The 12,454-nt window shown below is 33.0% G+C and carries 11 protein-coding genes; 1 reads left to right on the top strand and 10 read right to left on the bottom strand.

Going from position 1 to position 12,454, the window contains the following annotated elements:
* Window positions 1-199: 199 nt before the first annotated feature.
* The 3 genes from pafA to LPB87_RS13480 all read right to left on the bottom strand — a co-directional run bounded on the left by pafA (window position 200) and on the right by LPB87_RS13480 (window position 3,489).
* Complete coding sequence (pafA, locus tag LPB87_RS13490) at window positions 200-1,816, bottom strand: alkaline phosphatase PafA (RefSeq protein ID WP_230728215.1); 1,617 nt, start codon at window positions 1,814-1,816, stop codon at window positions 200-202.
* Window positions 1,817-1,940: 124 nt separating this feature from the next.
* Window positions 1,941-2,408, bottom strand: coding sequence for a DUF1456 family protein (locus LPB87_RS13485; RefSeq protein WP_129539494.1), 468 nt, complete (start codon window positions 2,406-2,408; stop codon window positions 1,941-1,943).
* A gap of 70 nt (window positions 2,409-2,478) precedes the next feature.
* Window positions 2,479-3,489, bottom strand: coding sequence for a dipeptide epimerase (locus tag LPB87_RS13480; protein ID WP_230728214.1), 1,011 nt, complete (start codon window positions 3,487-3,489; stop codon window positions 2,479-2,481).
* A gap of 58 nt (window positions 3,490-3,547) precedes the next feature.
* Between LPB87_RS13480 and LPB87_RS13475 the strand changes: the two genes are divergently transcribed.
* Window positions 3,548-3,949 carry an excinuclease ABC subunit B gene (locus tag LPB87_RS13475; protein ID WP_230728213.1) on the top strand — a complete coding sequence of 134 codons (402 nt, stop codon included), beginning with the start codon at window positions 3,548-3,550 and terminating at the stop codon, window positions 3,947-3,949.
* On the opposite strand, the gene uvrB is transcribed toward LPB87_RS13475, so the two are convergent.
* From uvrB to LPB87_RS13440, 7 genes are all read right to left on the bottom strand, one after another.
* Window positions 3,946-5,937, bottom strand: a complete 1,992-nt coding sequence (gene uvrB / locus LPB87_RS13470) for an excinuclease ABC subunit UvrB (protein ID WP_230728212.1) — start codon at window positions 5,935-5,937, stop codon at window positions 3,946-3,948. The genes LPB87_RS13475 and uvrB overlap by 4 nt on opposite strands.
* A gap of 52 nt (window positions 5,938-5,989) precedes the next feature.
* Window positions 5,990-6,949 carry a 23S rRNA (adenine(1618)-N(6))-methyltransferase RlmF gene (gene rlmF / locus LPB87_RS13465; protein ID WP_129539488.1) on the bottom strand — a complete coding sequence of 320 codons (960 nt, stop codon included), beginning with the start codon at window positions 6,947-6,949 and terminating at the stop codon, window positions 5,990-5,992.
* Between the two features lie 166 nt (window positions 6,950-7,115).
* On the bottom strand, window positions 7,116-7,778 hold the full coding sequence (locus LPB87_RS13460; RefSeq protein WP_129539487.1) for a thiamine diphosphokinase: 663 nt from the start codon (window positions 7,776-7,778) through the stop codon (window positions 7,116-7,118).
* A 285-nt stretch (window positions 7,779-8,063) separates the two neighbouring features.
* The gene (locus LPB87_RS13455) at window positions 8,064-8,522 is read right to left on the bottom strand and encodes a RidA family protein (protein ID WP_230728211.1); all 459 of its coding nucleotides are present in this window, start codon (window positions 8,520-8,522) and stop codon (window positions 8,064-8,066) included.
* A gap of 144 nt (window positions 8,523-8,666) precedes the next feature.
* A complete protein-coding gene (locus LPB87_RS13450) occupies window positions 8,667-9,149 on the bottom strand; it encodes a GyrI-like domain-containing protein (RefSeq protein WP_230728210.1) in 483 nt (160 codons plus the stop codon).
* A gap of 8 nt (window positions 9,150-9,157) precedes the next feature.
* On the bottom strand, window positions 9,158-9,979 hold the full coding sequence (locus LPB87_RS13445; protein ID WP_230728209.1) for a DUF4249 domain-containing protein: 822 nt from the start codon (window positions 9,977-9,979) through the stop codon (window positions 9,158-9,160).
* Between the two features lie 37 nt (window positions 9,980-10,016).
* Entirely contained in the window at window positions 10,017-12,398 is a 2,382-nt protein-coding gene (locus LPB87_RS13440) for a TonB-dependent receptor (RefSeq protein ID WP_230728208.1), read from the bottom strand.
* Window positions 12,399-12,454 lie beyond the last annotated feature (56 nt).

Genomic DNA, 12,454 nt, shown 5'->3' with positions numbered 1-12,454 from the left:
TTTTCTTGAGATTGCTATAAATATATCACATCTCTGGTAGTATCAACTTGATGTCTGATTATTGGAATGGAGTGCAGGTACAGAAAAAATTTCGCACTATTATAAATATTCGAGCAATTTAAATAAGATAGTTTTAAATAAAAAGAGGATGTCCGAAAGTAATTTTCAGGCATCCTCTTTTTTATGCGTTAAGAAGAAATTATTTTTTATCTAAAACTTCTTCAAGAACATTTGCTTCGGTTCCGTTCGGGAACGTTACTTTTATTTTTTGTGCAATTGTTGGAGCAATTTGAGTAATCACTTTTTTATTATATGATTCTCCTTTTTTAATATTCCATCCGTAAAAAATTGCTGGTACGTGTGTGTCGTAAGTATAAGGAGTTCCATGAGAAGTTCCTGTTCCTTGATATTCGATATAACCTGGTTTGTCTAATATAATTAAATCTCCGTTTTGAGTCACATCATATCCTTTTACAATGAAATTTAAATAGTAATCATTACCAGTAGCATTTAAAATATCTTCTTCAGTATATACTCTTTTTACATAATCCTGAGCCATTAAATACTCTTTGAATGCTTGTTTTACTTTAACTAATTCCAGTTTTTTAGTTTTGATAACTTCTTTATTTAGAAATAAATTGAAGCTTGAATAATTTAAAACCAAGTCAGCACCAAAAGTTTTTACTGAAAAATCTTTTAAGTTTTTGCGGATATCTTTAGGGCTAATATTATTTACGTTGTATTTATTGTCTTTAAGATAATTTACATTCTCAGCTCCAGCATGATCAGCAGTTAAGAAAAGTAAATAATTATCTTTACCAACAGTTTTGTCAAGGTAAGTTAAGAAATCGGCAATAGTTTGATCTAAGCGTAAATAAGTATCTTGTAACTCCATAGAACGTGGTCCTAATAAATGTCCAACGTAATCTGTAGAAGAAAAACTAACAGTTAAAAAATCAGTAATATTATCTTTTCCTAATTCTTCTTTTTCGATTGCTTTCATAGCAAACTCTGCTAATAAATCATTCCCGAATGGAGTAGAACGGATAATTCCAGCATCATTTTTATCATACATATCTTTTAAGTTGTATGGAAAAACTGGTGCTTCACTATTGTACAATTTTCCTTCGTATGGATTGTTGTCTGGTAAACTTTTGTTGTAAGTAGCAACTGGTTTATATAAATCCCAACCTTTGTTTATGTATGGTAAATAGTGTTTTTCGCTATTAAATTGAGTTACCCAATCAGGTAATTTATCTCCATAGAATGTACTTGAAATAAATGATCCTGTTTTGCTGTACCAAAAAGCCCAGTTAGCAAAGTGCCCAGCTGGCAAAATTGCACCACGATCTTTAAGACTTATTCCAATTACTTTTCCTTTAAAATTGGTTGCCATTCTAAGTTCGTCAGTGATAGTCGTACTTAATAAATTTTTTGGAGACATTGCGCCTTCTTCTTTTGTACCATCACCTACTGTTGCTACGCCTGCATCATCGGTACAATACGTTTGTTTTCCTAATTTTCGGCTAAACCATTCGTTACCTACAATTCCATGTGTAGCAGGAGTTGTTCCTGTGTAAATAGAAGCATGCCCTGGTGCAGTGTAAGTAGGCGTGTAATTGTAATGCATGTTTTGAAACGTGTATCCATTATTCATAAGCCTTTTGAAACCATTTGCTGTAAAATCATCTGAGAAACGATAGAGATATTCCATCTTCATTTGATCTACAACAATTCCAACTACTAGTTTTGGACGTTCTTGTGCATTTATTTGAGTAACGAATACAAGTGCTAAAAATAAAATAATTTTCTTCATGTTTTAAAATCTAATTTTATACAAAAATACAGATTCAAATTCAAAAAGAATTCAGAATTGAGATTGAAAACACAAAAACGGTTTTACTTTAACATATCTGATAAAAAAAATCCTAAGTGTGAGCTTAGGATTTTTTGTTTTTACCGAAGTTGAATTTTACTTTTTCAACTACTTGTATTTTTGGAGTAGATTTACTGTTGTTCTTTTTGAAAGGTTTTTTTGTAGCAGTTCCAGATTTAGATGGAGCTTGATCTCCTCTAGATCTTTCCTCATCTTTAGATTTGGCTTTAAACTCTGGCCTTTCTTTAGTACTTCCTTTAGCAGGTATTTCAGCTTTGTGTTTCGCTAAAACATCATTAGGATTTTTAGGATTTTCTTTTGTTCCTCTTAAATGAATTACTAATCCGTTTAAGAAGTTACGCAATACCTGATCCCCACATTCCATATAGTTTTCATGGTCTTCGGCTCTGAAAAAAGCACCCAACTCTGATTTTGAAATTCTAAAATCTACCAATTCTAATATTTCAACTATTTGGTCGTCACGGAGCATTAAGGCTACGCGTAGTTTTTTTAGGATATCGTTATTTGTCATCGTTTAATTTTTTACAAAGGTACGTTTTAAAAGTAATTGAATTGCCACTTTCCTTATATTGAAATTGTGATTAATACAAGATAACTCCAGTTCCGTTACCTTCGGCATATTTTACGGCTCCATTTTGTATGATAACGCCACTAGCAATATCTTTTTCTAATAGCAAAGGGCCATCCATATCAACATAATCGAGTTCGGGTAATAAATGGGCAATTGCAGAAATTCCAACCGTAGATTCTGTCATGCAGCCTATCATTGTTTTTAATCCCAATTGCTTTGCTTCCTGTAGCATTCGTCGTCCTGGAGTTATACCGCCACATTTCATCAATTTTATATTTACACCATGAAAATGGTTGTGGCATTTAGCAATATCACTTTCTATAATACAACTTTCGTCTGCTACAATAGGTAAGACGGAATGATTAAAAACTTCTCGATGTCCGTCCCAATCATCTGCTTTGAGCGGTTGTTCTAGAAATTCGACTCCAAGTTTTTTTAGCTCAATAGCATTTTTAATTGTCTCATCAACACCCCATCCGCAATTGGCATCAATTCTAAATATAGCGTTACTGTGTTTTCTTAACTCAGTTACAATGGCAATGTCTTCGGGAGTTCCTAATTTTATTTTATAAATAGGCCATGGTAATTCTTCCATTTTAGAAACCATTTTTTTGATAGAATCAATTCCAATGGTGTAATTTGTCAATGGATTATTTTGAATAGAGTAATTCCATAGCTGATATAGTTTTATATTTTTTTTTCTTGCATACCAATCATTGTAAGCATTATCTAAGGCGCATAACGCAAATTTATTTTCTTTTAATAATGGATTTATTTTTGCCCAAAATTCTTCAGGAGTTTCATCCTCAATTGTTTCTATTATTGGACGAATTTTTTCGATATCATTTTCTAGTATCGGGATGGTAATATTATAATACGGATTGGATGTTGCTTCACCAAAACCCGAATATCCATCTTTTTTTAATTCGACAATTACCGTAGGTTGAAAATCAATTGTTTTTCTTGAAATCCTAAAAGTGTGTTTTAATTTTAGATTGTATGCTCTGATGATTAATTGCATAGCCGCCGTTTTGTATTTTAAATTTAAAAGCAATATTTTAGCTAAAAATATGAATTTGATGAATACTAATGCAGAAAAAATAAGTTTACTTTTAGAGCTAATATCTTTCTCAACTGTTGATGGAGAATTGCATAAAAGGGAGTATGATTTTTTGTCATTGGTTGCTAATGAATTGCGTATTGACAAAGTAACTTTTCAGGATTTATTTCATCAAGAAACTCCTTCGTTAGTTATTAAATCTGAGTTTCAGCGTATTCAGCAATTTTATAGATTGGCTTTAATTATGCATTGCGATGGTATATTACATATTAGAGAAGCGACCGCAATACAGCAAATAGCTATTGATATGGGATTAAATCCTATAGCTACTAAGCGTATTCTTAATTTAATGAAGAATGCTCCAAATGCAATGATTGATCCTGAGGTATTATTGAAGATTTTTCAGGAGCAACATAATTAAGTTAACTGCTCCTGTAGCTTTTTAATATCATCACGTAATTTTGCCGCCTGAAGGAAGTCTAGTTCTTTTGCTGCTTTTTCCATTGATTTGCGTTTCTCACGAATCATTTTCTCTAATTCAGCTTTAGAAAGGTAAGCTGTATCTGGTTCGGCAGCTTCAGTTAAAGTATGACCTAATTCGTATTCTACCAATGGATTTTTGGTAAATGCGCTGTCGATTTTTTTGTTTAATGCTTGTGGAACCTGATTGTGTTCTAGATTGAAATTAATTTGTTTTGTACGGCGATAATTGGTTTCGTCAATAGTTTTTTGCATGCTTGCTGTGATTTTGTCAGCATACATAATTGCTTTTCCGTTGAGGTTTCTCGCTGCACGACCAATAGTTTGGGTTAATGATCTATGACTACGCAAAAATCCTTCTTTATCAGCATCAAGAATTGCTACTAGTGAAACTTCGGGTAAATCCAAACCTTCACGAAGTAAGTTTACTCCAATTAAAACATCAAAAATTCCTTTTCGTAAATCCTGCATAATCTCGATACGTTCTAGCGTATCTACATCAGAGTGAATATAGCGGCAACGAATATTAACTTTGGTTAGATATTTGGCTAATTCCTCGGCCATTCTTTTGGTTAAAGTGGTTACCAAAACACGTTCGTCTAACTCGCAGCGTATCTGAATTTCTTCGATTAAATCATCAATTTGATTTAAACTTGGACGTACTTCGATAATTGGATCTAATAATCCTGTTGGACGAATTACCTGCTCTACATACACACCATCTGTTTTTTGCAATTCATAATCTGCTGGAGTAGCCGATACATAAATTACTTGGTTTTGCATGGCTTCAAATTCCTCAAATTTTAAAGGACGGTTATCCATTGCAGCAGGTAAGCGGAAACCATATTCAACAAGGTTTTCTTTACGGCTTCTATCTCCTCCATACATAGCATGGACTTGTGATAATGTTACGTGACTTTCATCGACTACCATTAAATAATCATCAGGAAAGTAATCTAGTAAGCAGAATGGTCTTGTTCCTGCTTCTCTTCCATCAAGATAACGAGAATAGTTCTCGATGCCTGAGCAGTAACCCAGTTCACGAATCATTTCTAAATCAAAATTGGTGCGTTCTTCTAGTCGTTTGGCTTCTAGATGCTTTCCTATTTCTTTAAAATAATCTACTTGTTTTACCAAGTCTTGTTGTATTTGCCATATTGCTCCTTGCAGTACATCTGGTGATGTTACAAACATATTGGCAGGGTAAATAGTAAGTTTATTAAATTTCTCAATTACCTGAGAAGTTTTTATATCAAAGGATTCAATTTCTTCGATTTCATCACCAAAAAAATGAATTCGATATCCGTCATCTGCATAACTAGGATATACCTCAACAGTATCACCTTTTATTCTAAAACTTCCAGGATTAAAATCGGCTTCGGTTCTAGAATATAAACTTTGTACCAGACTGTGTAATAATTTGGTTCTCGAAATAACCTGATCTTTCTCTATTGCAATAACATTCTTCTGGAATTCTACAGGATTTCCGATACCGTATAAACAAGAAACTGAAGCTACGACCAATATGTCGCGTCGTCCTGAAAGTAGGGAAGATGTTGTGCTTAAACGCATTTTCTCCAACTCTTCGTTAATAGATAAATCTTTCTCTATAAATACTCCAGTTACTGGCATAAAAGCTTCTGGCTGATAGTAATCATAGTATGAAACGAAATATTCTACGGCGTTGTTTGGGAAAAATTGTTTGAATTCTGAATATAATTGTGCTGCTAATGTTTTATTGTGTGCCAAAACCAATGTTGGTCTCTGCACTTCCTGTATTACATTGGCTACTGTAAATGTTTTTCCTGAACCAGTTACCCCAAGTAGCGTTTGGTATTTTTCGCCATCGATTATACCTTGGGTTAATTTTTCAATTGCTTGCGGTTGATCTCCTTTTGGACTATAATCTGAGACTACTTGAAAATTCATTTATTTATATTAGAATTGTTGGTACTGTAAAGTTACAAAACAAAAATAGAAATTATGATTCTGAAAGTTTCCATTTGCCCTGTTGTGCTTCAGTAAGGAAAGACCATGCTACAATGCGGCTTGTTTTCTGACCTTGCGCCATATCGATTGTTTTTACGATTGAAGCATTTACCTTGTTTAATGTTTTATAGATACTTGATAAGTTTTCTCTTTTGGATACTAATGTAGTAAACCATAAACATTGCATTGGGTATTTGGCACTTTCGTAAATCATTTGCGTTATAAACCCAATTTCTCCTCCATCACACCATAGTTCGGCATTATGACCACCGAAGTTTAAAACAGGTGCTGCTTTTCTATTTGCTTTTGGATTTAGACTTGTTACTTTTCGAACAGCACTTTTATTAGCTTCTTCTGAGGAAGAATGAAAAGGCGGATTACAAATCGTGAATGTAAATTTATCTTCGGGTGTAATTATATTTTTGAATATAAAACGTGATTCTGTTTGTTGTTGTAAACTAATAGCATCAATTAGTTTAGGATTGGCTTCGATGATTTTACTACAGTTTTCAATAGCTTTTTCATCGATATCTGTTCCCACGAAACTCCATCCATAAACTGCATTTCCTAATATTGGATAAATACAATTGGCACCTACACCAATGTCTAAACCTAATACAGCTTCGCCTTCTGGAATAGCACCATTGTTTGTTGTGGCTAATAAATCGGCTAGGTAATGAATATAGTCAGCTCTTCCTGGAATTGGAGGGCAAAGATAATTTTTAGGGATGTCCCAGTTTTGTATGTCGTAATAATGAATTAATAAGGCTTTATTAAGTGCCTTTACTGCTTCGGGATTACTAAAATCAATCGTTTCGATTCCATGTTCGTTTATCGCCACGTATTTCTTTAATTCGGAACAAGCTGCAATTAGTTGTTCAAAATCGTAGCGGGAACGATGCGGATTTCTAGGATGTAGACTTGTTTTCTCGGCGTTATTTGTAGCTTTCATTATTCTTAATTTCCGTGCAAAGGTACACATTCCTAATTTGGTAATAAGTTATATTACTATTATGAAATTATTTGGTTTAGCCCCGATTGAGTTGGTATCCTTTTTGGGCTTTTTTTGCCCTAAAAGATTGAAGCGAAAGCGGGAATTAGCTCCTGAAAAAAAAGAATTAATCGAAGCATTCCATCAACAATAAATCACCATCAGTATGTGTAATTGTAACGATTCCATCTTTGGAAACAGCATTGCTACTACTAGTTCTGTAGCCTATTGTGAGTGTGTCGTTATGCAAAGGATATACTAAATTATCCGAAAAAATACCGTTTACGACTCCAATTGGGATGAGTGAAATCGGGGTGTTGGCGGTGTACCATTTTTCGAATTTATTTGGCAATAAAAATATTTTAGAATGATCGTCGAGGATGACAATCTTTAACAAATTTCGATAGCGAACAATGTTGGTAAGGTTTGTAATGGTGTGATCGGCTCTTTTTCCTGTTGCCCAAATTACATTTACAGCAGGTATTTTGCGTTCGATTAAGTAATCGAATGCTTTTTCTAAATCGGTTTTGTCCTGATCTGGAGTATGTACAATTTCGATTGGGTATTGTGTCGTTTTATATATTTCCGGGTCGAATCCACGATCGAAATCACCAAGTAGGACATCGACTTTTATACCTAAATCGACTACGCGCTCAATTGCTGAATCTAATACGATTACTAAAGGAGACCATTCTAATAATTGTCCTAATAATTCGGGATTACAGGCCGCTCCGTTGGCTATGATTAATGCAGGTTCTTGGTCGTCGCGTACGATATGATGTGAGGACATTTATTGTTAAGATTTAAAATGTGCTGTAAATGTACGAAAGTAAAAAGTAAATGTTTTTCTACGATTAAGTAATTAAGTTTTTTTCAGCGACAGATTATAAAGATTAAAAGGATTATTTGTGTTGTCTAAAAGTTGCAACGATATTTTTGCCATATAAGTTATTTAAGAAAATATAAGTTTGGACTGTTTTACTTAAATGAGCTTAGATAACTTATATGATTGGTTTTCTTTGTCAAAGATTCTTAATTAAACATAATTTCTTAATGGTTTAAGAATCTTAAAAAGTTATTTTTTTGCTTTGTAAGCAACTGCATCGACTTCAATTAACATTCCGTCTATGGCTAATTTTGGAACTGGAATTAATGTACTGGTTGGGAATGGCTTATTTTTCCATACTTTATTAATTTCTTCATTCCATATTTTTAGTTTTTCTTGGGAATGATCTACTATTAGAATAGTAATTTTTATAAGATTCTGTGGTTTTAAGTTGTAGCTGTCCAGTACTGTTACAATATTTTGTAATGCTACTTGTGTTTGTTCTCGAAAGTTATTACTTAAAAGATGTTCTTTGCCCAAGCCACCACTTTGCCCAGATATGTAAATCAATTCCCCAGTTGCAGAAACCGATGATGCATGACTAAAGCCATAGGGGGTAGGATCAAATAAAGATTCTGGATTTTTGAAAGTTTGTGCTTTTGCATTAAATGCAAATAGCGAACATAGAGAAAGAAGTAAGTGTCTCATGATTTTAATTTTTGAATTAATTATTCGCAAAGGTTGCCTAATTCTAATTCTTAAACATTTACATATGTTGAGACTTGATAGCTTTGTGTTTTAAAAATAAAGCAAAAAAAATGCTCTCAGTTGGGAGAGCATTTTTTATGAATTTTATTTTTTATATCTAATCGGAATCCAAATTTCCTCTTCAGATGTTGGATCTTCATGTTTGTATTTTTCGCCCATTACGGCAAAATGAGGTCTGTTCTCAAGTGAGTATTCCGACTTAGGCAACCAATCAGTGAAAATATATTGATATGTTTTATGTCCGTTGCTTGCAGCGCCTTTGTGAATAAAAACTGCGTATAGTCCGTTTGGAATTACAATGGTTTCCATACCAACAGGAACCGAAAGGAAATCTGTTACTTCTATGCCAGCCCATTTTTCAAATTGATTGTTTGGACTAAAATTAGCAAAATGAGATTCTGGATACACTTCAATAGAATATAACTCTGAACCGATATTGTTTTGTATTTCTTTTCGGTTAGGCATAAAACCTTGCCAAAGTTCTTTTGTCCTATTGGCAGAAAAAGAGGTTGTAATTCGTTTTCCAACAATTTTCTTTTCGGTTAAAATTTCTACTCTGTGTTCCATATTCAGAATTACTCGATTGTGTATTTTTTAGTGTCTATTTCTCCAAGTGAAAAATAACCTAAAGGATAGTCGCTTGCATTTGTTGTGTTTATAACATTACCTCTTACTGTTGCTGGAGGAGATTGAAATGGTCCACCACTATTATCACCAGCAATACTTATTAAGATATTCATGTAATTGTAATAACTCTTAGAGATACCGATATGACTTATCTCAACTTGATCACCAGTTTTTAAATCATCATTATTCGAGGAACTGAAGAATTCATTTCCGTTAAAGAATCTATCTTCTACAGCCGAATAACTTGACAGTATTTTATTAGAGTACGTGTAGTGGTATAAATAATAATTTGTTTCATTAGCAGGATCGTTAAAATATGCTTTTACTTCAATCTCATCTTTCATAATGCCACCATCGTTTTTTTGTTCTATTCTAGTAATAGACGCGACTGATTTTAAAGTTTCGGTTGCAGTATAGGTATTTCCTCCACTAATAATGGTTAAAACATAAGTTTCGTTAATAACAGGTTCAAAATTTGTACAAACGTATTGACCAGTTTTAGGAATTTCTATAAAAGTAAATACTTTATTAGTGCTATTTTTTATAGATACAGTAGCTCCTGATACAACTGGAATTTGGGGATTGTAATAATCGGCTGTTGTAGTTAATTTTATCATTTGTTGGTTTCCCGTTGTACCTTTTGTCCAATTAATGACAGCTTCTACTACTAATTTGGGAGGTTCTGTTTTTAAATCAACATCTACAACTTCTTCACAACTTGTAAAAAAGAGTGCTGTAAAAAATAGAATTAATAGGTTTATTTTTTTCATGTGAATATATTTTTATTTCTCTTTTTGGAGAAGTGAATTAAAATTTAAAATTATAGCTTACTGCAGGAACCATTCCGAAAATAGATGTTTTTACAGCTTCATTGTATCCAGTATCTTCATTTTGTCTAAAATTAATTGAAGCAGCATTGCGTCTATTATAAAGATTGTAAATGCTAAAAACCCATTCGCCTTTCCAGTTTCTGTCCTTATTTGATCTAGGAGTTAATGTTGCTGAAATATCTAAGTGATGATAAGCTGGTAATCTATTTTCATTTCGTAAACCATAATGAGGAACCTTAACACCAAGATATTCATAGTATCCAGTCGGATAAGTTACTGGTTGTCCTGATTGTAAAGCGAAATTAGCCCCAAATGACCATTTTTCGTTTAGGGTATATGCAGTTGTTACAGCCAAATTATGTAGTTTGTCATAAACTGAATTATACCATTGTCCGTTGTTAATTCCTGTTTCTTCTGGAGTTCTTCCTGGTGTTTGTTGTTCTGATTTAGATAACGTATAAGAAACCCATCCAGTTAGTTTTCCAGTATTCTTTTTAAACATTAGCTCTATACCATAAGAACGCATACGACCATTTAGAAGTACTTGCTCAATAGCGTTATTTGCGATTAAATCGGCACCATCAATATAATCAAGTCTATTTTTGATTTTCTTATAATACGTTTCAGCTTCAAGAGAGTAATCTCCATCTTGAAAATTTCTGAAATAACCTAAAGCTACCTGATCTGCAAGTTGAGGTTTGATAAACTGATCACTTGGCATCCATACATCGAGTGGAGTAGGAGAAGAGGTATTTGATATTAATTGTAAGTACTGTGCCATTCTGTTATAACTAGCTTTAACAGCTTGGTCTTCGTTAATTTGATATCCAATAGAAAAACGAGGTTCTAAATTTTTATAATCATAAATAGATTTGTTTTTGCTATAATATTGAGTTCCTATTGGAGTTGCTTTTTCATAAATCTGACGGACAGGATCAAAAATAACAGGATTGTTATTCTCATATAGGTTAACTGTCGAAGAGCCTAAACGGGAAAACATGCTCAAACGAAGTCCGTAAGAGAGTGTTAACTTTTTAGCGATTTGATTTTCTGCTTCAATATAAATTGCAGGTTCAAATGCATATTTTTTGTCTAGTTGTTCTGGGTTGATTCTAATTTCGTCGCCTGTAGGTTTAATAGTTCCTGGGTTGAAATCATAGTAAATAGCATTTATACCGTAATTTAACTTGAATTTGTCTGAAATGTAATTCTTGAAATCGTATTTGATATTATAATTCTTGATGCCAGAATCCCATTTGAATCCTACTAAATCTAAATCTAGACCGTAATAATAATCACTATAAATTAAAGATAGATTAGTGAAAAGCTTGTCGGAAAATAAATGATTCCAACGCAAGTTTAAAGTTGTATTTCCATAAGTATTTGCGAAACTTTTGGCAATACTAAATACATCACGCCCAAAATAACCTGATAGGTACAAGCTGTTGTTGTCATTTAGTTTGTAACTGAATTTAGCATTTAAGTCATAAAAATAAACAGAGTTATCTTTCATGTCTTCAGTTAGTTTTAGGAATAAATGTCCGTAAGAAGCTCTTCCTCCAATTAAGAACGATCCTTTATCTTTTACTAATGGACCTTCTGCAAGAAGTCGGCTAGAAATTAAACCAATTCCGCCATTCATATGGAAATCTTTGCTATTTCCATCTTTTTGATAAATATCTAAAACTGAAGAGGCTCTACCGCCGTAACGAGCAGGAATTCCCCCTTTGTATAGTTTTAAATCTTTAATTGCATCTGGATTAAATACAGAGAAGAATCCAAAAACGTGTGAAGAGTTAAAAATAGTAGCTTCATCAAGAAGTATTAAATTTTGATCTGCTCCACCACCGCGTACGTTAAAACCAGATGCTCCTTCACCAGCATTGGTAACACCAGGGAGCAGTAAAATTGATTTCAAAACATCAACTTCTCCCATAACAACAGGCATTTTCTTTATGGATGTTATAGAAAGTTTGTTTACACTCATTTCGGGAGTACGAGTATTGGCTTTTCCTCTATTATCAGTAATGACTACTTCTTTAAGTTCTTCGCCACCTTCTTTAAGTGAGAAATTGTTTTTAATATTTTTTGTCAAAGAAATGTTTTGTTCAAAAGATTGATATCCGACATAACTTATTTCTATCTGATATTCTCCTTTTGGAGCTGTAATGGAGTAAAAACCATATTCGTTGGTTGTTGTGCCTATCTTTAGTGAAGGGATGTAAATATTAACTCCAATTAAGGTTTCATTATTTTTTGAGTCGGAGATGGTACCACTGAGAGTAAATTTTTCTTGTGCTATTGAAGAAAAAGTAGCAAAAAATACAATAAGTAATAAACTAACTTTTTTTGAAATCATTGTTTAAATTTTGAATTACTTTATAAGACGTTAGAAGGGAAGAAATATTACAAAAC

The sequence above is a fragment of the Flavobacterium sp. EDS genome (genome assembly GCF_020991525.1).
Lineage (GTDB): Bacteria > Bacteroidota > Bacteroidia > Flavobacteriales > Flavobacteriaceae > Flavobacterium.
Note: the sequence above shows the minus strand (reverse complement) of the source record. Positions and strands in the feature narration are given on the sequence as shown.

Bases quoted from the DNA above. Each gene is read 5' to 3' on its own strand.
- pafA (WP_230728215.1), bottom strand. From the start codon at position 1,816: ATGAAGAAAATTATTTTATTTTTAGCACTTGTATTCGTTACTCAAATA.
- LPB87_RS13485 (WP_129539494.1), bottom strand. From the start codon at position 2,408: ATGACAAATAACGATATCCTAAAAAAACTACGCGTAGCCTTAATGCTC.
- LPB87_RS13480 (WP_230728214.1), bottom strand. From the start codon at position 3,489: ATGCAATTAATCATCAGAGCATACAATCTAAAATTAAAACACACTTTT.
- LPB87_RS13475 (WP_230728213.1), top strand. From the start codon at position 3,548: ATGAATACTAATGCAGAAAAAATAAGTTTACTTTTAGAGCTAATATCT.
- uvrB (WP_230728212.1), bottom strand. From the start codon at position 5,937: ATGAATTTTCAAGTAGTCTCAGATTATAGTCCAAAAGGAGATCAACCG.
- rlmF (WP_129539488.1), bottom strand. From the start codon at position 6,949: ATGAAAGCTACAAATAACGCCGAGAAAACAAGTCTACATCCTAGAAAT.
- LPB87_RS13460 (WP_129539487.1), bottom strand. From the start codon at position 7,778: ATGTCCTCACATCATATCGTACGCGACGACCAAGAACCTGCATTAATC.
- LPB87_RS13455 (WP_230728211.1), bottom strand. From the start codon at position 8,522: ATGAGACACTTACTTCTTTCTCTATGTTCGCTATTTGCATTTAATGCA.
- LPB87_RS13450 (WP_230728210.1), bottom strand. From the start codon at position 9,149: ATGGAACACAGAGTAGAAATTTTAACCGAAAAGAAAATTGTTGGAAAA.
- LPB87_RS13445 (WP_230728209.1), bottom strand. From the start codon at position 9,979: ATGAAAAAAATAAACCTATTAATTCTATTTTTTACAGCACTCTTTTTT.
- LPB87_RS13440 (WP_230728208.1), bottom strand. From the start codon at position 12,398: ATGATTTCAAAAAAAGTTAGTTTATTACTTATTGTATTTTTTGCTACT.